The organism is Rhodococcus sp. no. 34 (assembly GCF_054589475.1).
Genome location: NZ_BAAILK010000012.1, coordinates 127,888 through 151,860, shown reverse-complemented (window position 1 = coordinate 151,860; position 23,973 = coordinate 127,888). Strand labels below are relative to the sequence as shown.

The following is a 23,973-nucleotide window of genomic DNA, read 5'->3' as shown; positions in this document are numbered from 1 at the left end:
GGTTGCCTGTCGAGTCGCACCCTGATTAGTTGCTCCGGGTGCGTAATCTTTGACCATGGCTCACGAGCACACCAGTTCAGAAGAGACAGCAGTGGCGGTAGCGCCTGAGCGATTGCCGGACGACGTCGACGTCGCCCGCGGTCTGACCGCCGATCAGGTTGCAGCAAGGATCGCGTCGGGACAAACCAACGATGTACCGGACCGGGCGTCCCGCTCGGTCAAGGACATCATTCGCGGCAACGTCTTCACTCGCATCAACGCGATCCTGACCGTGTTGTTGGTGATCGTGCTCGCGACGGGTTCGATCATCGACGGTATGTTCGGACTGCTGATCATCGCGAACAGCGGTATCGGCATCATCCAGGAGATCCGCGCCAAGCGCACGCTCGACGCTCTGGCCATCGTGAGTCAGGCCAAGCCCATGGTCAGGCGTGACGGCGTCGCCGTGGCGATGGCGCCCAAAGATGTTGTGCTCGACGACATTATCGAACTCGGATCCGGTGACCAGATAGTCGTCGACGGTGAGGTGGTCAGTTCGGCTGCACTCGAGGTCGACGAATCGCTGCTCACCGGTGAGGCCGATCCGGTTCACAAGGCGAGTGGCCAGCAAGTGTTGTCGGGCAGTTTTGTTGCCGCGGGCAGCGGTGCATACCGCGCCACCAAGGTCGGCGGCGATGCATACGCGGCCAAGCTGGCCGAAGAGGCGAGCAAGTTCACCCTCGTGCATTCCGAACTGCGTAGCGGCATCGACAAGATCCTGAAGTTCATCACCTACCTGATGATTCCGGCGGGTGCGCTGATCATCTTCAATCAGCTCTTCACGATCGGCCTGCCGATCCGACCGGCACTCAACGGCATGGTGGCAGCTCTGGTTCCGATGGTTCCCGAAGGCCTTGTGCTCATGACGTCCATTGCATTTGCGGTCGGTGTGATCCGGTTGGGCAAGCGCCAGTGCCTCGTTCAGGAGTTGCCGGCGATCGAGGGTCTGGCTCGTGTCGACGTGGTGTGCGCGGACAAGACCGGAACGCTGACCGAGAACGGTATGCGGCTGTCCGAGGTCGACGTCGCACCGGGTGGATCGGGGGAGACTGCGGTCAAGTCCGCGTTGAGCGCGATGGCCGCGTCCGACCCTCGCCCCAACGCGAGTGTCCTGGCGATTCGCGAGTCTCTCTCCGACGACTCCGGGTGGGGCGAAGCGACAGCGGTGGCGCCGTTCTCCTCGGCGAAGAAGTGGAGCGGCCAGTCGTACGGCAGTCACGGCAACTGGGTACTCGGTGCCCCGGACGTGCTGCTCGATCCCGACTCGGAAATGGCCCGCAAGGCCGAGGAAGTGGGTTCGAGCGGACTTCGTGTCCTCATGCTCGGCAGCAGCGACCTCCCCGTCGACGACGCCGACGCACCGGGCACCGTCACCCCCGAAGCTCTGGTCGTGCTCGAGCAGAAAGTGCGCCCGGACGCCCAGGAGACGTTGGAGTACTTCGCCAGCCAGAAGGTCGCGGTCAAGGTCATTTCCGGCGACAACGCGGTTTCCGTCGGCGCCGTTGCCGGATCCCTCGGACTCGAAGGCGGCGACCGCCCCATCGACGCGCGAGAGCTGCCCAGCGATCAGGAAAAGCTGGCGGACACTCTCGACGGAGCAACGACGTTCGGTCGAGTGCGACCGGATCAGAAGCGGGAAATGGTCGCGGCCTTGCAGTCTCGCGGACATACCGTCGCGATGACCGGTGACGGCGTCAACGACGTGCTCGCCCTCAAGGACGCCGACATCGGAGTCTCGATGGGTTCGGGCAGCCCGGCTACCCGAGCCGTGGCCCAGATCGTGCTGCTGGACAACAAGTTCGCGACGCTCCCGTACGTCGTCGCGGAAGGCCGCCGAGTGATCGGCAACATCGAGCGTGTGTCGAATCTGTTCCTGACCAAGACCGTCTACTCGGTGGTGCTTGCGTTCCTGATCGGCATCACCGGCGTCCTGTCCCAGGTCTTCGACTTCGAACCGCTGCCGTACCCGTTCCTGCCCCGCCACGTCACGATCGCAGCGTGGTTCACGATCGGTATCCCGGCCTTCATCTTGTCTCTGGCACCCAACAACGAGCGCGCGCGAACCGGTTTCGTCTCGCGCGTGATGCGTCTGGCGTTGCCGTCGGGCCTGATCATCGGCATCACCACGTTCATCTCCTACGTATTGGCTTACCAAGGCCCGGACCAGACGGAAACCCAGAAGATCCAGGCCGGAACCAGTGCGCTCATCACGTTGATCATGATCGCCGTGTGGGTTCTGGCCGTCGTGGCTCGGCCGTACGTCTGGTGGAAGCTCGTTCTGATCGGCGGGTCGGTGGCCGGATACCTCATCCTGTTCGCGCTGCCGTTCACCCGCGAGTTCTTCAAACTGGATCCGAGCAACGTCGCTGCGACGACGCTCGCGATCACCCTCGGCGCGATCGGCGTTGTACTCGTGGAACTCTCGTGGTGGATCAGCGCACGCCTGCACGGGGAGAAACGAAAGATGTTCGCGACACCCGACGACCTGCCCGGCGAGCATCACCATGCCCACAGTGAGTGAGTAGTTTCAGCGCCTGAACATCTGCACCCAGGCAATGCGATCGCCGCCGCGCTTCTTGGCTCGGTACATCGCATTGTCTGCGTGCTCGATCAGTTCGTTTACAGCTCGATCCGGTAAGTCCGTCTCGGGACTCAGATAGACGCTGACGCCGGTACTGGCGGACACAGGATAGGGATCGGAGTCGGACGAGACCGCCGAATGTATCTCGGTGGCGACCTGCTCGATATCTCCTCGATCGACTCCGCGCAGGACGACGAACTCGTCTCCACCGATTCGAGCCACCACCGCATCGGGTCCGGCGGCAGCGATGAGGCGGTCGGCGACAGCGGTCAACGCGTCGTCGCCCGCGACGTGGCCGTGTGTGTCGTTGAGGATTTTGAACGAGTCGACGTCGATGAGTAGTGCGATCAGAGCCTGCGTTCGATCATGGCGCAGCAGATGCTGTGCCTCGTCCTGGAGTCCGCGGCGATTGAGTGTCGCGGTGAGGTAGTCCCGGTGGGCGTTGCGTGCGTCGTCGGTCAGGCGCAGCCAGACGATCTGCAGAATCCACGCGGTGGAGAAAACCACACCGGCAACCATCAGATAGAGATTCACGACCACCCAGTCGTCGTTGACCGGCTCGGACATCGCCATGGCAGCGAGCGTCGTGCAGACAGCAAGAGCCCAACCGATGTGGCTGATGGCAACGCGAGGGCTGTGAACTATCGCCGCATAGAAGCCGATCATGATGAACAAGATGCAGCCGATGGTTCCGACGAAAGCGGTGCGTACGGCGAAGAAGAGAGTGACGGCGAGCCACAGGTCGGCCCAGACGACAAAGGCCACGGATTGTCGCCAAGTTGGCCACGATTCATTACGCGCCCAGCGGTAGCCCGCATAGGCGCCACTGATAGTTCCGAGGGCGAAGATCGACCGCGCCAGGGCGGTGTCGGAACCGAAGCGGCTCAACTGCATGGTCGCCGCGATCAGGGCGAAGAGAAAACACCACACCGCGACTAATTTGCGTCCGGGAACGGTCAGCCCGCGAGTGTCGAGGAATCGGGGGAGCCAGGTGTAATCGGTGCGATCCGACCACCACCGGGACAGCAGTTCACGCGTGGGGTAGGGGTCGCTCCCCGTCCCGCGCAGTCCTGCATTCAAACCGGGCACCTGTCGATGTCGATGGGTGGTCAATCAGCTATTGGCGGGTTAACGCTACCTCGAGTTGCGCACGGCTCGAACGCACGGACCTGCTTTCTGGCGCAGAGGCCGTCGACCTGTGAGAATCGAAGGGCGCGGAGGAACGATTCCGCCGAAGGATGTGCGTCAGCACCGGGAGAGGACACGGACATGGGTTTCTTGGACAACGTCAAGGGATTGGTCGAAAAGGGCCAGGAGTTCGCAGCGGAGAACTCCGACAAGGTTCACGACGCTATCGACAAGGTCGCCGACATCGCCGACGACAAGACCGGCAACAAGTACGGCGATCAGATCGACAAGGCAGCTGAGGCCGCCAAGAAGGCTGTTCCCGAAAAGCAGTAATACCGGATTCGGCATACCGTTTTTCGGTAGCACCGTTGCTCAGGGGCCCGTCACCGAAAAGGTTGCGGGCTTCTGTGCGTCCGCTGGGTGAACTCCCAGGGTCGGCGGGCAGAATGAACGCGTGAACTTCACCTGGATTCTGCTGGTCGTCATTGCCGCCATCGCAGTCACCGGGCTGTCCAATCGACGAAACCTGCAGGCTCCGCTGGTTTTGGTGACGGTAGGTTCGGTCGCATCCTTCATACCCGGTATGCCGCGGCCGGAACTCGATCCCCACGTCATTCTCGGTGTGGTCCTGCCGCCGCTTCTCTACTCGGCCGCTCTGAAATTCTCGGTGGCGACCTTCAAACGCAACTTGGCCCCGATCTTGCGCCTCGGCGTCGGAATGGTGTTGGTGACGGCGTTCGTGGTTGCCTTCTTCTCCGAATGGATGGTGCCCGAGTTCACGATCGGCGCCGCCCTGGTGCTCGGGGCCGTGATCGCGCCGACCGACGCCGTCAGCGCGGTGGCGGTCGGTCAGAAGCTCGGGCTCCCGAAACGGGTGATCGCCATCCTGACGGGCGAGGGGCTCGTCAACGACGCCACCGCGCTCACGCTCTTCACCGTCGCCGTCGCAGCAGTGACCGGAACGCGAATTGCCACCGATTCGCCCCTGTTGTTCTTCGCGTACGAAGTGATCGGCGGCGTTGTCGTCGGCTTGGTGCTCGCGTTTGTCGTCAAGTTCGTTCGTGCCCGCATGTACGACTCTCCACTGGAAACCGGCTTGGGGTTGGTGCTTCCGTTCGCTGCCTACCTGGCCGCCGAAGAACTACACGCGTCCGGTGTTCTGGCCGTTGTGGTCGCTGGTCTGGTGATCGGGCACTATTCGACGGACGCGTCGATCATGACGCGATTGCAGGAGCGCTCGGTGTGGTCGAGCCTGGACACTCTTCTCGAGATGTTCGTCTTCGCATACATGGGGCTCCAGCTGAGCTTTGTGATCGACGATGTTGTCGCCGACGGACTTCCGGTGCTTCACGTGTTCGCGTACGGTCTCGCAGTCCTGGCCGTTGTCATCGTGATTCGGCCGGTGTGGCTGTTCCTGAGCTACTCGCGTGTGCGATTCGGTGTAACCCTGCGCCGTGATCGCGAGAATCAACTGACGTGGAAACAGAATCTGGTGGTCTCGTGGGCGGGAATGCGCGGCGTCGTCTCTCTTGCTGCGGCCGGCGGTATCCCGTTTGCACTCTCGTCCGGCGAGCCGTTCCCCGGACGCGGCGTCATCCAGGCGATCGCGTTCATCGTCGCGGTCGGGACATTGCTCATCCAGGGATCTACCTTGCCGTTCATGATCCGTCGCCTCGACGTCGCGGATCCTTACGAGCAGTTGCGCACGCAGGAACAGATGGAGTTGGCCCGCAACATTTCTCGCAAGGCGGGAGAGAAGGCGTTGGCAGACGCGGCCGCGCACCCTCCGCCGGGGATCGACGGGAAGGAACTGCAGGCGATCGTCGAACGCGTACGACGCTCGATGCAGGCGAGGCTTCAACTCCAGGAGGTCGACGAGGACGCCGATCGCGAGGCCGCCTTGTGGAATGCGGGAGCTCTGTTCGACAAGTTCCGGCATCAGTCACTGCGCTCGCAACGAGTTGCGCTGATCGCCGCACGTGACGACGGAGATCTCGACGACGAGGTATTGCGTACCGTATTGGAAGGACTCGACATCGAAGAGGCCGCAGCAGAGGAACGTGTCAGGCGTCGCCGAGCAGGTAGCGGTGCAGGCAAATAGAGGGGAACACTGCGTATGACTATTCGGAGTTCGCGGGTTCGCGCAGTCTGGGGAGTCGTGGTGGCGAGCGCACTTCTCGTGAGCGTCGGCTGCGGATCGGATGCCTCGCCGGATGTCTCCGTCACCGACACCTCGACCACGACAACCCCGTCGGTCGAGAGCAGTGCGCAACGTGGCGTCGTGTTCGACAGTGAACCCTTCACCAGGACAGCCGAAGTGGCGGCGTCCGGAGCAAGCGCGGTGAAAATCCTGTACGGCTCCACCTCCGGTATCGACGGCCGAGAGACTCAGGTGTCGGGAACGGTGTTCACGCCGCCTGGAACTCCGCCGGAGGGCGGTTGGCCGATCGTCTCCATCGGCCATGGCACGACAGGTATTTCGGACGACTGCGCGCCGTCGGCCTCGCCGACCCTGTTCGGCACGATCGGCCTGGTCGCGCCGTTCCTCGACTCGGGATACGTGGTCGCTGTCTCCGACTTCGAGGGCCTCGGCACTCCGGACCCGCATCCTTACCTGCAACCGGACACCGCGGCGTTCAACGTCATCGACGCGGTTCGAGCGGCGCGCAACGTCGTTCCGGACACCTCGACTCGTTGGGCAACTCTGGGGCTGTCCCAAGGCGGGCAGGCATCCTGGGCGGCAGCCGAGGAAGCCGACACCTACGGCGACGGACTCGAATTCGTCGGTGCAGCAAACCTGTCCCCGGCAGCGGACATCTCGCCGATCATCTCGAGTGATTCCGAGGTGAATCTGTCACTGCCTCAGCAACTGCTGCTGCCCTATGTACTCGAAGGGCTGTCCCTCACCCATCCGGACCTCGAACGAACCGACTACGTGCGCGGCGCATTCGAGCAGAACTACGACCTGCTCACCTCGTGCCTGACCTCTCGGGCGACGGAGAAGTTGGGTCTGGTCGGAAAGGTGACGCCCGCCGACACGCGGCCGGCTACCGCCGAGGACGCGGACCGAATTCACGCGTGGCTCAGCGACGTTGCTCTTCCCCGTCAACGCGCGAGCGGTCCGATGTACGTAGTCGTCGGTACCAATGACAACCTGATCCGTCCGGAATGGACCGAGGCGGCAGTCGAACGCGCCTGCGCCGACGGTGACGTCATCGAATTCCAGGCGCGACCGGGTGAAGGTCATGCGGACGGCGCCGCTGTGCCGGGAGCTGTCGCGTGGGTGAAGGATCGATTTGCAGGTGTTCCGGCACCGAATACCTGCGGGTCGTGAATCGATGACGCCGTTGGAGCGAATCCGCGCTCTTGCACTGGCATTGCCGGAGGCGACCGAGCGGGTCAGCCACGGTGAAGCGTCGTGGTTCGTGCGCAAGGCGCCGCAGTTCGTCACCATGGCAGATCACCACCACGACGATCGCGTCGCGATCTGGGCCGCGGCCCCACCTGGGGCGCAGGCAGATTGGGTCAGTCGTGACCCGTCGAGGTTCTTCGTCCCTCCGTACGTGGGTGGCCGGGGATGGATCGGCGTGTACCTCGACGTTCCGAGTGCCGACGAGACCGAGGACGAGAAATTCTGGAACGACGTAGCCGACGTCGTCGAAGATGCGTACCGCACGGTGGCTCCGAAAACACTGATACGGAAACTGGACGAGGACTCGCCTTGAGTCCGGCCGTGGTCGCGCTTCTCAGCGTGCTGATTCTCGCAGTGGCCGGGGCGCTGACGGCTGTGTGGATGCGCACCAGACGTGAGGTGACCACCCCCACCGAACGTGCCGTCCATGCCGCTCTCCATACGGCTTCGCTTGCCGCGCGGCCACTTCGGCGTGGACTCGACGAGAATTCGGCCGCCGAGGCGGCGCCTCACCTACGTGAGCTGACCGGCGGCTCCGGTCTGGGCCTGGCAGACGCGTCGGGAAACCTGTTGGCGTGGGACGGCCGTCACGAAGCGTTGTCCGAACAATTCCACGACGCCGCCATTCGTGCGATCGAAGGCGAACGCCGGGTACTCGTCACGCACTCGGACCTGGTGCGCGGACCGAGCGATCACCATGTGCGAGCGCTGATCGCTCAGCCCCTGCTGATCGAGGACATCGGCGTGGTCGGCGTACTGGGAATCGTCACCAGCGAGGACCCGTGGCCGGGAATGCTCGGAGCGGTCACCGAGGTGGCACGATATGCCTGCAGTCAGATCGAACTCGCCGACCTCGACGCGTCCAGAGCCCTGTTGGATCGAGCCGAAGTGCGTGCCCTGCGCGCACAGATCAGTCCTCATTTCATCTACAACGCGCTCAACACGGTCGCATCGTTTGTTCGAACCGATCCGGCGCGGGCCAGAGAACTGATCCTCGAGTTCGCGGACTTCACGCGGTACTCGTTCCGATCTGCGGGTGAGTTCACCCTGCTTGCCGACGAGCTGCGCAACATCGATCGTTACCTGACCCTCGAACGCGCGCGATTCGGGGAGGCTCTGAACGTCCGCCTTCAGATAGCACCCGAAGTGCTCAACGTGGTTCTTCCTTTCCTTGCCCTCCAGCCGCTGGTCGAGAACGCGGTTCGTCACGGCATTTCGAGTAAGCCGGAGGGCGGGACCGTGAGCATCGTGGCCGCGGACGAGGGACCGGACTGCATCATCAGCGTCGAGGACGACGGTGTGGGGATGGACCCCGAACTACTGCGCTCCGGTTCGCTCGACGCCATCGAGTCGGGATCGGGGCGACCCAGCGCACGAGAAGCTGCTCACGTCGGTTTGGCCAACGTCGACGACAGACTTCGTGCCGCGTTCGGCAACGACTACGGACTCGTGGTGGAGACAGCGCCGGGTGCCGGTACGAAGGTCAGCATGCGTGTTCCCAAGTTCAAGCAGGGTATTCACGTCTGATTCTCGCCTTCGATGATCAGGCTGAAACCGTCGTGGGAACATGGACCTGTTGTGAACGAGACTGACACTGATGCCCAGCTGACCGTCCTTGCCGTCGACGACGAGAAACCAGCCCTCGACGAGCTGGCCTTCTTGCTGCGCGCCGAGGACTCGGTGGCGCACGTTCACACGGCATCGGATGCGACGACAGCGTTGCGGATACTGCGCGGTGGAAGCATCGACGCGGTGTTTCTCGACATCAACATGCCCGGACTCGACGGTCTCGAACTGGCAGGCATCCTCTCCAATTTCGCGACGCCACCGCCCGTGGTGTTCGTGACAGCGCACGACGATCGAGCGGTTGACGCATTCGATCTCGGCGCCGTCGACTACCTACTCAAACCGCTCCGGGAGGAGCGTCTCGCTCAGGCCGTTCAGCGGATCGTGGGGCTCGCCGGGCGCACCAAGAGTGAGAGCAAACCCGAAGCTGCGCCCACGGACGAGGTGATCCCGGTGGAACTGGGCGGTGTAACGACGCTCGTTCAGCGTTCCTCGGTGGAGTGGGTGGAAGCCGACGGGGACTACGCGCGTTTGCACACCGCTGGAAAGTCGCACCTGGTGCGCATCCCGATCTCGACGCTCGAATCACGCTGGGCCGACGCGGGCTTCTTGCGTGTGCACCGCTCCTACCTGGTGTCTCTGGCGCTGGTCACCGGCATCCGCACAGTAGGCAGCGGTTTGGTGGTCTGTCTGCGCCCGCACGGCGACAAGCCTCCCGTCGAGCTTCCGGTCAGTCGCAGACACACCCGTGAACTCAAGGATCGACTGGTTCGTGCGCCCAAGCAGAGTTGGTTGTCGCGGTGACGTCGCAGTCCGATCCTCCGCAGCGTGAGCGCGTTGTGTTGGCGCAACGTAGTGGCGCACGGATCGTGCGAACACGGGTGGAGGTGCAGGAACAGACCGAAGTCGGTGACGCCATGATCCGCGGTCTCGTTCGCGCGCAGTTGGGACTGGCGGTTCGCCTTGCCGTCGTCGCAGCCGGGCTCCTGTGTGCGGTGCCGCTGCTGACGCATCTCTTCCCGACGCTCTCGGAGGTCGCGGTCCTTGGCATCCGGTTGCCGTGGCTCGTGATGGGCGGCGCCGTGTATCCCTTGCTGTTGACGACCGGTTGGGTGTTCGTGCGTCGTGCGGAGCGAAACGAGCAGGACTTCAACGACATCGTGGACGACTGAGCGCGGCACTGTGGGAGGACAACCTATCCCGGTGTTGACGGTGCTCGGCATCGTGGCAGCAGCTGTCGCGACGGTGGCTATCGGAATCTACGGCGTTCGGCTCGCTCGTACCACCTCGGACTTTCTCGTCGCGTCCAGAACCGTCAGTGCGCGGTGGAATGCGACGGCCATCTCCGGCGAGTACCTCTCTGCCGCTTCGTTTCTCGGTGTTGCGGGGCTGGTCGCCAAGTACGGCGCCGACGCACTCTGGTATCCCATCGGCTTCACCGCCGGATACCTCGCCCTGCTGCTGTTCGTCGCAGCGCCGCTTCGGCGTTCCGGTGCGTATACCGTCCCCGATTTCGCCGAGTTCCGTCTCGGCTCACCGCGATTGCGCAAGCTCGCGATGCTCGTGGTCGCGATGGTGTGCATCCTGTATTTGATTCCACAGTTCCAAGGCGCGGGACTGACGCTCAATATCTTGCTCGGGGTTCCCAGTTGGATCGGCGGCGTAGCGGTCGGGGTCATCGTCATCGCCAACGTCGTCGGCGGCGGGATGCGCTCGATCACCTTCGTTCAGGCCTTCCAGTACTGGCTGAAACTGACTGCCGTCGCGATTCCCGCTGTGGCACTGACCTTCTACTTCTTCGGCGATCACCACGACGTCGGCGCGTCGATGCCGCCGACGGTCACCACTGCGACGACCGTCGACATCACCACCGACGTCGTCGTCCAGGTGTCCGAGCCGGTGACGGTCAGCGGCGGCACAGTCGACGGGCGAGCGGTCGAAGGCACGATGACCCTGGGGCCGGGGGAGCACACTCTCGGTGAAGGCATGTCCATGGTCCTCGACGCGGGAGCCGCTGTCCCTGTCGTCGCCGGAGCGCCCGCGCAGAACTCTGACTGGATCACCCCGGGTTGGGGTTTCGGTGGGCCGCACCCGATGTACCAGGTGTACTCGCTGATGCTCGCGACCTTCCTCGGAACGCTCGGCCTTCCTCATGTTCTCGTCCGGTTCTACACCAACCCCGACGGCCGGGCAGCCCGTCTGACGTCGCTCGCCGTTGTCGGTCTGGTCAGCGTGTTCTACCTGTTTCCGACACTCCTCGGTGTTTTCGCTCGACTGTACGTCCCGCAACTTCTGATCACCGGCACCTCTGACGCGGCGGTGCTGCTGTTGCCGGGCTCGGTGTTCTCGGGGTGGGGCGGACAACTGCTGGCAGCCCTCGTGGCGTCCGGTGCCATCGCCGCTTTCCTGTCGACGTCGTCCGGATTGCTCGTCAGCATCGCCGGCGTCGTCAGTACCGATGTTCTCCGTGGTCGAGTTCGAGACTTCCGTATTGCAGCGCTACTGGCCGGGGTCGTTCCTCTCGTGCTGTCGCTGGCGGTGGTGTCGGTCGACCTCTCGAGAACCGTCGGTTTGGTGTTCGCAGTCGCTGCGTCGACGCTCTGCCCACTGCTCGTATTGGGTATCTGGTGGCGCGGTCTGACTGCCGTCGGCGCGGGGGCGGGGATGGTTGTCGGTGGATGTGTTGCGGGCACTGCCGCTACTGTCGCCGTCCTGGGTGGTTTGTCGGAGGACGTCCTCGGTGGCTGGCCGGCAGCCATTTTCGCGTTCCCGGCCGCGGTGAGCGTGCCGCTGGCGTTCCTCACGATGATCGTCGTGAGCAAGGTGTCGTCGAAGCAGATACCGGCAGATATTGCGCGAATCTTCACGCGGATGCACGCCCCGGAACGTCTCGGAATGGGCTCCGATCGCGAAGACGATCTCCGCCAACCCTGACTTTCACCGCCCGAACCCTCTGCCGTTGGTCGCGCCTGCCTGACCGTTCGGCGCAGCGCGCGACTGCTCACCGTGTGACTGGCGCCACAGCGTCTTCATGTGACTCCGATCTCACTAACGTCTGTGCGTAGTTCACTTCACACGCGAGGCGAGGAGCCGGCAGTGTCCACAGCAGAAATCAGTGAGGGGTCGCCGCAAGAGCGACGCACCCCGGATGCCCAGGCATTCGTAGACATGCAAGCGAGTCCCGAATTCCAGGAACTCCGAACGCGTCTGCGCAAGTTCGTTTTCCCCATCACTGCATTCTTCCTGCTCTGGTATGCGGTGTACGTCGTCCTGGCTACCTATGCCCACGACTTCATGGCCACCAAGGTCCTCGGCAACATCAATCTCGGCATCATCCTCGGCCTCGGGCAATTCGTCACGACCTTCGCCATCACCGCGTGGTACGTGAAGTTCGCCGGTCGTGAGCTCGATCCCCGCTCCGCCGCCATCCGTGAAGAACTGGAAGGTCCCGCACAGTGATCACCACACTCGCCGCGTCCGGAACGGACGTAGGAAACCCAGCCTTCAACATCGCGATCTTCCTCGCGTTTGTCGTCGTGACCATGACGCTGGTCATCCGCGCCAGCCGGACCACCAAGAAGGCGTCCGACTTCTACACCGGTGGTGGGCAGTTCACCGGCCCGCAGAACGGGTTCGCCATCGCCGGTGACTACCTCTCGGCGGCATCGTTCCTCGGTATCGCAGGTGCGATCGCCGTGTACGGCTACGACGGCTTCCTGTACTCCATCGGCTTCCTTGTCGCCTGGTTGGTTGCACTGCTCCTGGTCGCCGAATTGCTCAGGAACACAGGCAGATTCACGATGGCCGACGTGCTGAGCTTCCGACTCAAGCAGCGTCCGGTGCGCATGGCGGCGGCCCTGTCCACTCTGGCCGTTTCCCTCTTCTATCTTCTTGCCCAGATGGCCGGCGCCGGTGGACTTGTCGCGCTGCTGCTCAACATCGACGGCAAGGTGGGACAGTCGATCGTCGTCGCGATCGTGGGTGTGCTGATGATCGTGTACGTCTTGGTCGGCGGCATGAAGGGCACCACCTACGTACAGATGGTCAAGGCAGTTCTGCTGGTTGCCGGAGCCGGAATCATGTTCGTACTCGTTCTGTGGGCAGTGCGCGGCAACTTCTCTCAGTTGCTCGCCAATGCGCAGGACATGGTCAACAGTTCCACCACCAAGGGTGTGCAGGGACGTGACATCCTCGGGCCCGGTGCCAAGTACGGTCTTTCCGGAATGACGAAGCTCGACTTCATCTCTCTCGGAATCGCTTTGGTGCTCGGCACGGCGGGCCTGCCGCACGTGCTGATGCGCTTCTACACGGTGCCCACTGCCAAGGAAGCTCGCCGCTCGGTGACCTGGGCGATCGCGCTGATCGGTGCCTTCTACCTGTTCACACTGGTTCTCGGCTACGGCGCGGCCAGCATGGTCGGACCGGACAAGATCTTGGCAGCGCCTGGTAAGGAGAACGCGGCCGCTCCGCTTCTCGCCTTCGAGCTCGGTGGCACCATCTTCCTCGGCATCATCTCCGCGGTGGCGTTCGCGACCATCCTCGCCGTCGTTGCCGGTCTCGCGATCACTGCTTCTGCGTCGTTCGCTCACGACATCTACGCCAGTGTCATCAAGCGCGGCAACGCAACCGAGGAGCAGCAGGTTCGAGTTTCTCGAATCACCGTCGTGGTCATCGGACTCGTCTCCATCGTTCTCGGCATCATGGCGATGGGGCAGAACATCGCCTTCCTGGTGGCCCTCGCCTTCGCAGTGGCGGCCTCGGCGAACCTGCCCACCCTGCTGTACTCGCTGTTCTGGAAGAAGTTCAACACCACCGGTGCGCTCTTCAGCATCTACGGCGGTTTGGTCAGCTGCTTGACGCTGATCGTGTTCTCCCCGGCAGTGTCGGGCAAGCCGTCGTCGATGTTCCCGAACTCCGACTTCGCCTGGTTCCCGCTCTCGAACCCCGGCATCGTCTCGATTCCGCTGGCATTCGTCCTCGGCATCGTCGGTACGTACATCGGACGTAACAAGATCGAAGATCCGGCAAAGCAGGCGGAGATGGAAGTTCGCTCCCTCACCGGCGTCGGCGTCGAAAAGGCTGTCAGCCACTAAGAGGGGCAAAGCCCCGTGCGTCTTTCTGGTACCTCTGGTTACGGAAAAGGCGCACGGGGCTTATTGTTCTGCCATGGCAAAGCTCACAGTGAAAATCGACGTTCCGCTTCCTCCTCAGGAAGTGTGGGACAAGGCGTCCGATCTCAGTGGATACGAAAACTGGCTCGTGGTTCACGACGGATGGCGCAGTGAACTTCCCGAACAACTGGGTGTCGGCACCGAGATCAGCTCGGTCGTGACTGTGAAGGGCCTGCGCAACCGCGTTCGGTGGACCATCAAGAAGTACGACGTCCCGAAGGCGATCTCGCTCAAGGGAGACGGCAAGGGCGGGGTCAAGCTCGGTCTCGAACTCGACGTCAAGGCAAAGGGCGACGGGTCGGAACTCGCGCTGACAGTCGAGTTGGGCGGCGCGCCGTTGTTCGGCCCGATCGGTTCGAGTGTGGCGCGGGCGCTCAAAGGCGATGTGGAGAAGTCGCTGGCCCAGTTTGTCCAGATCTACACCTAAGTTGTGGAGATTTCCACATCGAGCTACTTCACCGCTAACATGAGTTAGGATTCTTTTCGGCGGGATAAACCGGGCATCGGTTGGTTATTGATGCGGGTCCCGCCGGAAAGGATTCGATCAATGTCGTCTCGTCATGGGTACGGCGCACCACCTGCGTCCATGCCTCGATCCGTGCAGGTTCTGATCGGACTCTTGGCAGTAGTCGCAGTCGGTGGAACCGCGGCATTCGCCGTGACGTTCAAAAGCGTCAGCGACAAGGGAGAACTCGGTGCGGGTGCTGCCACAGCGGCGACGGCAACCAGCTGTGAGAACCCGGAAACCGTGACCGTGGCCGCCGATCCGTCGATCGCCTCGGGACTCGAAGCTGTCGCCGCTGCCATCCCCGCTACGGAACTCGGGTGCAGCTCGCTCAGCGTGACGCCGCAAGATCCCGTGCTCACCGTCGCGGCGATCGCCGACGGTTCGGCACCCGCACTGTGGATCCCTGATTCGAGCGAATGGTTGGACAAGGTTTCGGCTAGCGGGCAGGAGATTCGCCGGATCAGCAACTCGGTCGCGTCCACCCCTGTTGTCACTGTCTCGGCGCCGGGTAGCGAGGCACCCGCCGCTTGGACGGATGTCCTCGGCGCTCCAGCACTGCACATCGGCGATCCCCTCGCCAGTGCCGTCTCCAGCGCACCGATCGTGGCAGCCTTTGCCGAGGCCCAGTCGCGGGGCGGTGACCTCACGTCCATTTCGGCAGCCCTGGTCCCGGTGGCGCAAGCGCAGTACGGAAATCTGAAGGAAACCGGTTCGACCGGACGCATCCAAACCGTGGACGCGGACGGCGGGACCGCGGTGACGACCGAGCAGACCTTCGAGGCTTATCTCGCCGCACATGCGGACAGTCGACTCACCGCGTCGGTACCGTCGTCCGGTTCGGTCTTCATGGACTACCCGATGGCAAGTGTGGGTGCAGACTCGTCGGCGGCGGACGACGCCGGCAAACTGCTGGCGGCAGCGCTGACATCGGACACCGGGCGCTCCGTACTTGCCGGCCTCGGGTTCCGCGGCGCGGATCAGGCCCCACTGGTCGCCGGTGGAGTGGGAAAAGTTGGCTCGCTGGTGCCGTCCGATCCGACTGTGGTCACCAAAGCGCTTGCACGGTACGAGATTCTGTCCAGGCCTTCCCGCGCGCTGGCAGTTGTCGACGTCTCGGGGTCCATGGACTACATGCAGGACGGGGTCACTCGAATGGCCGCGACTGCACAGGCCGGTGACATTGCGATCCGAATGTTTCCCGCCAACGCACAATTGGGTCTCTGGGCATTCTCCGTAGACCTCGGCGAGGGCACGGACTACCGCGAACTCGAACCTGTCGCCCGTATGGATGCAACTGAAGGCGACACGGATCATCGGAGCAAACTGCTGTCTCGGATCGACAGCCTCTCTTCGATTGTCGGCGGCGGAACAGGTTTGTACGACAGCGTTCTCGCCGCGTATCGGTCCATGCAACAGACCTACGATCCGGCCTCGATCAATTCGGTGATTCTGCTGACCGACGGTGCGAACGATGATCCGTCGAGTATCTCGCTGCAGGAACTTCTCGACACCCTGACTCGCGAGCAGGACCCGACGCGGCCGGTACCGATCATCACCATCGGTGTCACCGATGACGCCGATACCGATGTGCTCGAGCAGATTTCGACTCTCACCGGCGGCAACAGTCACTTCGCTCCGACACCGGCAGACATCCCGAAGGTCTTCGTCGGCGCGATCAGTGGGCGCGCCGGCTGAACTACTCGAGAACGGGTGCGTCGGCGCTGTCCGTGATCCATTCGGTTGCGAGTTTCTCGAGGGTGCCGTCGGCGTAGAGCGCATCCACGGCGGCAGAGACGCACGCCGTCAGCGGACTGTTCTTCTCGAGCACGAACCCGAAGAATTCGGTGACTGCGTTGGGCCGCGGAAACTGACCCACGATGACCGACCCGGGCAGTTCGTTCTCGGTGATGTGAAATCCGGTCGGGATGTCGACGACCAGTGCGTCGATCTCGCCTGCGGCCAGCGCAGCTTTCGCATTGTCCGTGGTCGCGAACTCGCGTGGCGCAGTGGTCGGAACAATCGTGTCCGTGATCGCCGCGAGGCTGGTGGAACCGGTCTGAGCGCCCAGTCGGTAGCCGGCAAGATCCGCAAGATTCTTTGCCTCAGCGGCTTTGCTCCCGCGCGAGGCGATCACCGACTGCGCCACTGCGTAATACGGCGAGCTGAAGTCGACGTTCTCGCGGCGATCCCCGGAAACCGTGAACTGATTGACGTCGAAGTCGAAATCCTTGGGGCCTGGTTTCAGTGCGTCGTTGAAGGCGACCGTGGTGAAGCGAACCTGATCGGCGTTGTACCCGAGTTTGTCGACGACGGCCCGGGCCACCGCCCCCTCGAAGCCCTTGCCGTTGGACGGAGTGTTGTCGACGAACCACGGCGCGTACGCCGGCGAATCGGTGGCGATGGTCAAGACACCGTCTTCGAGGGTGGTCCCGCTCTGGGGTCCGCACTTGTCCACGGCAGTGGTCGAGGGCAGTTTGGTGAATGCCTCGGGAACCGTGGTCGTGGTGTCCGCTGCCGCAGGTGCCTCCGGCTGCGACGAACACGAGCCCAACAAGATCGAGGAAGCGAAGATCGCGGTCACGGCAACAGCGCGTCGTGTCATAGGCACAAGGCCATCTTGCCTGTTTGTCCGGTACGGACGTGACGGGGGTCTCGTGTGAGCGGAGTTCACGCAGCTGAGCGTCGTAGTGCAAGGCGCTCCGACGGTGTCGTCCCACCCCATACTCCGTGTGGTTCAGCGGTGTCGAGTGCAAACGTCAGGCAGTCCCGAATGACCGGGCAGCGGAAGCACACCTGCTTGGCGGAATTTTCCCGTGCAGCCCGATTGCGTCCGCGCTCTTCACCCGGCGAATAGAACACCGCCGGGTCCACTGTTTTACAGGTGGCGAACATCCGCCAGTTGTTGTCCACCAACGGCTCCACGGAACTGCGAACTGTCATCGTGGTCTCCTCTCCCATCGAGAATCCAGTCTTGCCCGTGGCCTGGCGCAGCGGCAGGTTTCCGATCCATCAGATTTCTACTGCCAGACGCAGCGCTATCCAGCACAATGAGGAGATGGCAACGACGGATCGGGGTCAGATCACTCTCGACGGCACAACCGTGTCCGTGACCAATCTGGGCAAGATTCTCTACCCCGAGAGCGGCACCACGAAGGCCGAAGTCATCGACTACTACACCCGTATCGCCGCAGTCATGCTTCCGCATGTCGTCGGTAGACCGGGTACTCGAAAGCGTTGGCCCAATGGCGTGGACGGTCAGTCCTTCTTCGAGAAGAACCTTGCGTCGTCTGCCCCGCAGTGGCTCACGCGTGCGTCGCTGCAACATTCTGATCGTGTCGTCACTTACCCGGTCTTCGATTCCGTTGCATCCCTGGCGTGGCTGGGGCAGCAGGCCGCACTCGAATTGCACGTTCCCCAATGGCGATTCGACGGTTCCGAGCGTGGTCCGGCGACACGACTGGTATTCGATCTCGACCCGGGCGAAGGCGTCGGGTTGACCGAGTGCGCCGAGGTGGCGAGGTCGATTCGAGATCTGGTCGCAACTCTGGGGTGGACTGCCTATCCGGTAACCAGTGGTAGCAAGGGAATTCACCTCTACGTTCCACTGGATCGAGCCTTGGACGGCAGCGGTGCGTCGACTGTCGCCAAGCAGATCGCCACCGGACTCGAGAAGCTTCACCCGGATCTCGTCACCGCGACGATGGCTCGAAATGTGCGGGCAGGCAAGATTTTCGTGGACTGGAGTCAGAACAACGCAGCCAAAACAACCATTGCGCCGTACTCGATGCGCGGTCGCGATCAACCCTATGTTGCCGCGCCGCGCAGTTGGGCCGAACTCGACGATCCGAAACTACGACATCTGTTGTTCGACGAGGTTCTGGAGCGCGTCGAATCCGATGGTGATCTGCTGGGCGATCTGGATCCGCCGGTCTCGGCGGCTGTAGCCGACACGTTGACGCACTATCGCAACAAGCGGTCGGCCGACCGGACGCCGGAGCCGATCCCTGCTGCGGTGACCAAGGAGACAGCGGGCAATACCTTTGTGATTCAGGAACATCACGCCAGACGATTGCATTACGACGTTCGCCTGGAGCGGGATGGTGTGCTCGTGTCCTGGGCTGTTCCGAAGGGCGTGCCGACCAGTGCCGGAGAGAATCGGTTGGCCGTGCACACCGAGGATCACCCGCTCGAGTACGCCACGTTCTCAGGCACGATTCCGAAGGGGGAGTACGGCGGCGGTTCGATGACGATTTGGGATTCCGGGACGTACGAGACCGAGAAGTGGCGTGAAGACGAGGTGATCGTGCGCCTCAGTGGGAAACGGGTGCAGGGACGCTTCGCGCTGATCCGGACGAAGGGTGACCAGTGGTTGATGCATCTGATGAAGGATCAGAACGCGAGTTTCGGAACGGAGTTTCCCAAGAATCTCGAGCCGATGCTTGCCACCGCTGGAACGCTCGAAGGTCTCGACTCGCAGGAGTGGGCTTTCGAAGGTAAGTGGGACGGGATCCGAGTGATTCTCGAATATCATTCGGGCACAATGTCACTTCGCAGTCGCGCGGGTAACGACAAGACCGGGGACTATCCCGCCCTTGCCGGGTTGGCCGAGGTGCTGGACGGTCATGACGTGGTTCTCGACGGTGAAGTGGTGGCGTACAACGACGCGGGGGGCACCGATTTCGGTCTTCTCCAGCGAGGTGGGGAGCCGGTGTTCCTGGCCTTCGATCTTCTGTACCTCGACGGAGTGTCTTTGCTGCGGAAATCCTACTCGGACCGGCGCACCGTGTTGAATGCGTTGGCGGGCAAGGTCGGTGAGCTCGAGGTACCTCCACAGATCGAGGGCACGGCGGAGAACGCGTTGGAGGTGAGTACCGATGCCGGATGGGAAGGGATTGTCGCCAAACGTCGTGCATCGGTCTACCTTCCGGGGCGGCGTGGGTCGAGTTGGATCAAGGTGAAGAACTGGCGCACTCAAGAGGTGGTGATCGGAGGGTGGCGCACCGGGCAGGGCAATCGAGCACAGGGGATCGGGGCGCTGCTCATGGGAATTCCGGGTGAGTATGGATTGACCTACGTGGGACGCGTCGGTACCGGCTTCAGTGATCGCGACTTGGAGTCTTTACTTGCGACACTGGAACCGCTGCGTCAGAAGGAAAGTCCGTTCGGGGAGGAACTGCCCGCCGACGACCGCAAGGGAGCAGTGTGGGTGAAACCGGAACTCGTCGGTGAGGTGCGGTTCATGGATTGGACGAAGACCGAGCGTCTGCGTCATCCGAGTTGGCGAGGTCTGCGGGAGGACAAGAAACCGGGCGACGTGGTGCGGGAAACAGTGCAATGACGGCCAACGCACCGACGAACGCGACTGCGGCACAGATTTGGATTCCGGTACTCATCGCCGAGGTGTAAGCCTGGTTCGCTGCGTCGGTCAAGGCACTCGCGGGGGGAGCGCCGGCATGGATCTGCGCCGGATCGGCTGTGGAAGTGTCGACTCCGGGTTCGAAGCGGGACCGGAAAACGGTGGCTACGACCGTCCCGATGACGGCGACGCCCAGAACTCCACCCAACTCTCGCACGACGCTGTTGATCGAACTGGCCATCGAAGCCTGCTGGGGCGCAACCGAAGACATCGACGTGGTTGTGGCCGGAGCCATGACCAACCCCATCCCCGCGCCGACCAGTGCCATGATCGCAGCCAGGATTCCGAACGGTGCGTACCTATCTGCTGCGATCGACAGGACCAACAGTCCCGCGGACATGACTGCGAGACCGCTCGCGATCGAACTGCGCACGCCGAATCGGCCGACCATACGATCGCTGCTGGAGGCGACAGTCGCCATCACTATCGCAAACGGAACTGCACCGACGCCGGCGACCAATGGACCGTAACCACGAACTAATTGGAGGTATTGCGTGTACGTGAAGAGAACTCCGAAAAGGGCGAAGAACGTTACGGCCAAGATGGCATTGGAGATGCTGAACACTCGACTGGTGAAGATGCGCACGTCGGTCATCGGCGCCGAGGCCCGCAGCTCCCACCAGACGAATCCGGCGAGAAGTGCTGTTGCGCTGACGATCTCCACTAGCGTGACGGGCGACGACCATCCGCGAAGGCTTGCCTGGGTGAGGGCATCCACGATCAAAGCCAGTCCGCCGGCGGATAACAGGAGCCCGGGGATGTCGAACGAACCCTTCGTGATTCCTCTTGCCGGGGGCACAAGAGAAACCGTCGCGGCGATCACACCGGCGACCAGTGGGACGTTTATCCAGAAGACGCTTCCCCAACTGAAATGTTCGAGTAGTACGCCACCGGCTACGGGGCCGATCGCGATTCCCAGTCCGGCGGTTGCAGACCAGATTCCTATCGCCCGGCCTCTCTCGTGCGGGGCGAACATCGAGACGACAAGTGACAGCGTCGCCGGCATGACCAGTGCGGCGGCTGCCCCCATCACTGTTCTCCATCCGATCAGCTGCAACGACGTGTGAGAGAGGGCAGCGAAGGCTGACCCGAGGGCGAACAAGGTGAGGCCGGTCAGAAGTATCCGACGGTGACCGAATCTCGCGCCGAGTCCACCTGCCGTGATGAGCAAGGCGGCGAACGCCAATGTGTATGCGTTGGTGATCCATTGCAGGTCGACGGTGGTCGCCCGCAGTTCGCGGGCAAGGGTCGGGATAGCGGTGTTGAGGATGGTGTTGTCGATCGTGACTACGACGAGGGATGTGCAGAGGGCGCCCAGTGCTGCCCATCGTCGCCGGTCAGTGGGTTCGAGGGAATTCATCATGTCCTTACGAATGTAACCTTACGAATGTTTAGTGATGAGAACGTACCTCCTCGACTTACATGTGTAAAGTTTGTCGGGTGAGTGATGTTTCCGAAGATGCCGATGTAACTGGGACGAGTGGTTCTCGGAGTACTCGCGCCCGAAATCCGAGAGGAAGCGGCGCACGGCTCCGCGGAGAGATCGTCGCCGCAGCGGCGACGCTCATCGCCCGCACCGGATCGGATCAGGCGGTGACGCTCCGATCAGTCGCTCGCGAAGTCGGGATATCCGCACCATCTATCTACGGACACTTTTCCGATCGCGATGCCATTGTCGAAGCGGTGGTCTCCGAATCGCTGGAGCAGTTGCATCTCGCCGTGGCCGACGCCGTTTCCGCACACCCCGACCCGGTCGAGGGTCTGTATGCCGGGTGCTCGGCATACGTCGAGTTCGGCATTTCCGAGCCCGCTCGGTATCGGGTCTTGTTCGGGTGGTCCAGGCCGAAAGGTCAGTCACCACAATCGGATACGCGAGGACTGGCCGCCTTCAACACGCTGGTGACCAACCTCGACGCGTGCGTCGCCGCTGGGAGGTCGGCCAGCACAGACACTTTTGTCGATGCGGTATCGATCTGGACTTCGCTGCACGGACAGGTGATGTTGCGGGCCGATCTCCCGGAATTCCCGTGGCCGTCGACCGACACCGTCGGTGAGATGGTGAGGAGCCTTGCGCGGCTTGTGAACTGACGCCTCAACCGTTTGCTGATCGGCAACCAGGCGAGGTCTGATCCAGCATCGTGAGATAGGCATCGAGCTGAGCTGCGCCGGCGAGAAGGTTGCGACTGCGTGTGGCCAGCCGGTCTTGCCAGGATTCGAGGAACGCTGACAATGCGTCTGCTCCGCCGGCCTCGCGCAGCGAATCGAGAAACTGAGCGACTTGCGACAGCCGATAGCCACCGCGCCGCAGCTGCCGTGCGATCTCGGCGTCGCGCACACACTCCGAACCGTATTCGCGATAACCCGTTGCCTGTTCGCGCTCGGGGCACAGGATGCCGTGCTCTTCCCATGTGCGCAGTGTCGCCGGGTGAACGCCGAGACGGCGCGCCAGCTCACCCACCGTCAGCGCTGGACCGTGCACCAGTGCCGGTGCCATGGTGGACAGAGTCCCCAGCGCTGTGGCTACCTCGGTGCGAGTTTTTCGCTCGGCGAGCAGCGTCACGTGCGCACTGTCGATCAGGCGGTAGGCGGACTCGGTGTCGCCCTGGTTGGTCGCCCGCATGATTTCCGTGGCCCGCTGGTGCCCGTGACCGCCGCGCAATGCGAGGAAAGTGCGCAGGGCTTGCGCGTGCACTGGGGTGTATCGCCGGTAGCCGTAAGTGCTGCGCTCGGTCGGAGGGAGGATGCCGGCATCGTCGTAGTTGCGGATCGCCTGTGCGGACAACCCGTGTTCACGGGCAAGGTCTATGGGCCGCACTGATCACCTCCGATTGAGGCTTTTCACGGTATACCCCACGTAATTGCCAGTAAAAGTTTCACTCCAATCTTCAACGATACTGTCGAAGGCAGTCCACCTTCGAAAGGGATGATCATGTCCACTGCCCCAGCGCTGAGTGAGTTCGGCCGCCAACTCGAAGACGCGGCAAGTCTTGGTCGTGCGGTCGACGAACTGCTCGCCACGCTAACCGAGGTGCCGACTCTGCTCGCCCTCGGCGAGCCGACCCACGGAGTCAAGGTATTTCCGTTGCTGCGCAACGAACTTCTCGGCCAACTGGTCGAACGAGGATATCGGTCGATCGTGCTCGAAACAGATGTCTTTGCGGCTTTGCTCGTGAACGACTACGTGAACGGGGGAGAGGCGGACATCGAGAAGGTGCTCGCCACAGGCTTCAGCCACGGATTCGTTGCGGTACCGGGTAACCGCGAACTCGTCGAATGGCTACGCGAGTACAACCACGGCCGCGCTCCGGCCGACCGAGTTCGCTTCTACGGCTTCGACGCTCCGGTGGAGTACTCCGGTGCACCGAGCCCACGTGGCGCGCTGTCTGCAGCAGGTGACTTCCTGCCCGCTGCGATGCGGCCGCACTCGTTCGACGGCATCGACCTTCTGCTCGGGCAGGACACCGACTGGACCAACCCGGCGGCGATGTTCGAACCGGCTGCGTCCGTCGGCAACTCCGATCAGGCTCGTGCCCTGCGCATCATTGCGGACGACCTCGCCAGCGTCCTGCGGCGCGCCGCACCTCTGCTGCGGCCCGCCGACCCGGCCGGGTACGACCTGGCCCTTGCACATTCACGCACCGCTCTGGGGCTCTTGCGCTATCACTCCGCGATGGCGAGTTCCGCTCCTGATCGCATTGGAACACTGCTCAGTCTCCGTGCCGAGATGATGGCCGAGAACCTGCTGGCGGTCGTCGCCCAGGAGCAGCGACGCGGGCCTAGCCTGCTGTTCGCACACAATGCCCATCTCTTGCGAGTGCCGTCCGACATGCCGGTCAACGGCGACGTGGTCAGTTGGGGGAGCGCCGGCTCACTTGTCGGACTTGTCCTCGGGGAGCGTTACGTATTTTTGGCAACCGACGCCAACCCCGACAGTGATCCGGGCACTCTGCAGGGAGCGTTGGCCGATGCGACCGGTCGGCGTGCCCTGTTCTCGACTCCGGCCCTGCGAGCCGCGCTCGGCCCGTCGATCACCGCGGGAGAAGCGATCCTGCCCGGCCATCTGCCGCTGAAACCTTCGGAGTTGGACGGCGCCGACGCGGTCATCTTCGTCGCGGATACCGACGGGCAGCGTCATCAGTACTGGTAACAGCG

The 23,973-nt window shown here is 62.9% G+C and carries 21 protein-coding genes; 16 read left to right on the top strand and 5 right to left on the bottom strand.

Going from position 1 to position 23,973, the window contains the following annotated elements; genetic code table 11:
• Nucleotides 1-55 precede the first annotated feature (55 nt).
• Nucleotides 56-2,560 carry a cation-translocating P-type ATPase gene (locus ACYP01_RS01520; protein WP_003940410.1) on the top strand — a complete coding sequence of 835 codons (2,505 nt, stop codon included), beginning with the start codon at nt 56-58 and terminating at the stop codon, nt 2,558-2,560.
• Nucleotides 2,561-2,566: 6 nt separating this feature from the next.
• Here the strand turns inward: ACYP01_RS01520 and ACYP01_RS01515 are convergent, their stop codons facing one another.
• Nucleotides 2,567-3,709 carry a GGDEF domain-containing protein gene (locus tag ACYP01_RS01515; protein ID WP_459678336.1) on the bottom strand — a complete coding sequence of 381 codons (1,143 nt, stop codon included), beginning with the start codon at nt 3,707-3,709 and terminating at the stop codon, nt 2,567-2,569.
• Nucleotides 3,710-3,889: 180 nt separating this feature from the next.
• On the opposite strand from ACYP01_RS01515, the gene ACYP01_RS01510 reads away from it, so the two are divergent.
• The 12 genes from ACYP01_RS01510 to ACYP01_RS01455 all read left to right on the top strand — a co-directional run bounded on the left by ACYP01_RS01510 (nt 3,890) and on the right by ACYP01_RS01455 (nt 16,100).
• Nucleotides 3,890-4,081 (top strand): antitoxin, encoded by a 192-nt coding sequence (locus ACYP01_RS01510; RefSeq protein WP_459678334.1) that lies wholly within the window; start codon nt 3,890-3,892, stop codon nt 4,079-4,081.
• A 121-nt stretch (nt 4,082-4,202) separates the two neighbouring features.
• Entirely contained in the window at nt 4,203-5,849 is a 1,647-nt protein-coding gene (locus tag ACYP01_RS01505; RefSeq protein ID WP_459678332.1) for a Na+/H+ antiporter, read from the top strand.
• A gap of 15 nt (nt 5,850-5,864) precedes the next feature.
• The gene (locus ACYP01_RS01500) at nt 5,865-7,082 is read left to right on the top strand and encodes a lipase family protein (RefSeq protein WP_336872823.1); all 1,218 of its coding nucleotides are present in this window, start codon (nt 5,865-5,867) and stop codon (nt 7,080-7,082) included.
• 4 nt (nt 7,083-7,086) lie between these two features.
• Nucleotides 7,087-7,473: an MmcQ/YjbR family DNA-binding protein gene (locus ACYP01_RS01495; protein WP_007727762.1), complete on the top strand. Its 387-nt coding sequence runs from the start codon at nt 7,087-7,089 to the stop codon at nt 7,471-7,473.
• Nucleotides 7,470-8,687: a sensor histidine kinase gene (locus tag ACYP01_RS01490; RefSeq protein ID WP_030534943.1), complete on the top strand. Its 1,218-nt coding sequence runs from the start codon at nt 7,470-7,472 to the stop codon at nt 8,685-8,687. Before ACYP01_RS01495 ends, ACYP01_RS01490 begins: the two co-directional genes overlap by 4 nt.
• Before the next feature lie 51 nt (nt 8,688-8,738).
• The gene (locus ACYP01_RS01485) at nt 8,739-9,530 is read left to right on the top strand and encodes a LytR/AlgR family response regulator transcription factor (RefSeq protein WP_003939723.1); all 792 of its coding nucleotides are present in this window, start codon (nt 8,739-8,741) and stop codon (nt 9,528-9,530) included.
• The gene (locus ACYP01_RS01480; protein WP_459678327.1) at nt 9,527-9,898 is read left to right on the top strand and encodes a hypothetical protein; all 372 of its coding nucleotides are present in this window, start codon (nt 9,527-9,529) and stop codon (nt 9,896-9,898) included. The genes ACYP01_RS01485 and ACYP01_RS01480 overlap by 4 nt, the downstream gene beginning before the upstream one ends.
• 10 nt (nt 9,899-9,908) lie before the next feature.
• On the top strand, nt 9,909-11,660 hold the full coding sequence (locus tag ACYP01_RS01475; protein WP_030534942.1) for a sodium/solute symporter: 1,752 nt from the start codon (nt 9,909-9,911) through the stop codon (nt 11,658-11,660).
• Nucleotides 11,661-11,822: 162 nt separating this feature from the next.
• Nucleotides 11,823-12,185: a DUF485 domain-containing protein gene (locus tag ACYP01_RS01470; protein WP_459678325.1), complete on the top strand. Its 363-nt coding sequence runs from the start codon at nt 11,823-11,825 to the stop codon at nt 12,183-12,185.
• On the top strand, nt 12,182-13,819 hold the full coding sequence (locus tag ACYP01_RS01465) for a solute symporter family protein (protein WP_003939876.1): 1,638 nt from the start codon (nt 12,182-12,184) through the stop codon (nt 13,817-13,819). The genes ACYP01_RS01470 and ACYP01_RS01465 overlap by 4 nt, the downstream gene beginning before the upstream one ends.
• A gap of 73 nt (nt 13,820-13,892) precedes the next feature.
• A complete protein-coding gene (locus ACYP01_RS01460; RefSeq protein WP_003939735.1) occupies nt 13,893-14,324 on the top strand; it encodes a type II toxin-antitoxin system Rv0910 family toxin in 432 nt (143 codons plus the stop codon).
• A gap of 120 nt (nt 14,325-14,444) precedes the next feature.
• On the top strand, nt 14,445-16,100 hold the full coding sequence (locus tag ACYP01_RS01455; protein WP_459678322.1) for a substrate-binding domain-containing protein: 1,656 nt from the start codon (nt 14,445-14,447) through the stop codon (nt 16,098-16,100).
• Between the two features lies 1 nt (nt 16,101).
• Here the strand turns inward: ACYP01_RS01455 and ACYP01_RS01450 are convergent, their stop codons facing one another.
• Together ACYP01_RS01450 and ACYP01_RS01445 are read right to left on the bottom strand one after the other, a co-directional pair.
• Nucleotides 16,102-17,007 carry an ABC transporter substrate-binding protein gene (locus ACYP01_RS01450; protein WP_459678320.1) on the bottom strand — a complete coding sequence of 302 codons (906 nt, stop codon included), beginning with the start codon at nt 17,005-17,007 and terminating at the stop codon, nt 16,102-16,104.
• A 65-nt stretch (nt 17,008-17,072) separates the two neighbouring features.
• Entirely contained in the window at nt 17,073-17,345 is a 273-nt protein-coding gene (locus ACYP01_RS01445) for a WhiB family transcriptional regulator (protein ID WP_037128762.1), read from the bottom strand.
• Between the two features lie 115 nt (nt 17,346-17,460).
• Here ACYP01_RS01445 and ACYP01_RS01440 point away from each other — a divergent pair, with 115 nt between their 5' ends.
• Nucleotides 17,461-19,743, top strand: a complete 2,283-nt coding sequence (locus ACYP01_RS01440) for an ATP-dependent DNA ligase (protein WP_459678316.1) — start codon at nt 17,461-17,463, stop codon at nt 19,741-19,743.
• On the opposite strand, the gene ACYP01_RS01435 is transcribed toward ACYP01_RS01440, so the two are convergent.
• On the bottom strand, nt 19,643-21,184 hold the full coding sequence (locus ACYP01_RS01435) for an MFS transporter (RefSeq protein WP_338925706.1): 1,542 nt from the start codon (nt 21,182-21,184) through the stop codon (nt 19,643-19,645). The two genes, ACYP01_RS01440 and ACYP01_RS01435, sit on opposite strands and share 101 nt — an antisense overlap.
• A 77-nt stretch (nt 21,185-21,261) precedes the next feature.
• Here ACYP01_RS01435 and ACYP01_RS01430 point away from each other — a divergent pair, with 77 nt between their 5' ends.
• The gene (locus ACYP01_RS01430) at nt 21,262-21,909 is read left to right on the top strand and encodes a TetR/AcrR family transcriptional regulator (RefSeq protein WP_116058002.1); all 648 of its coding nucleotides are present in this window, start codon (nt 21,262-21,264) and stop codon (nt 21,907-21,909) included.
• A gap of 4 nt (nt 21,910-21,913) precedes the next feature.
• On the opposite strand, the gene ACYP01_RS01425 is transcribed toward ACYP01_RS01430, so the two are convergent.
• A complete protein-coding gene (locus tag ACYP01_RS01425; RefSeq protein WP_459678312.1) occupies nt 21,914-22,636 on the bottom strand; it encodes a MerR family transcriptional regulator in 723 nt (240 codons plus the stop codon).
• Between the two features lie 108 nt (nt 22,637-22,744).
• Between ACYP01_RS01425 and ACYP01_RS01420 the strand changes: the two genes are divergently transcribed.
• On the top strand, nt 22,745-23,968 hold the full coding sequence (locus ACYP01_RS01420) for an erythromycin esterase family protein (protein ID WP_459678310.1): 1,224 nt from the start codon (nt 22,745-22,747) through the stop codon (nt 23,966-23,968).
• Nucleotides 23,969-23,973: the final 5 nt, after the last annotated feature.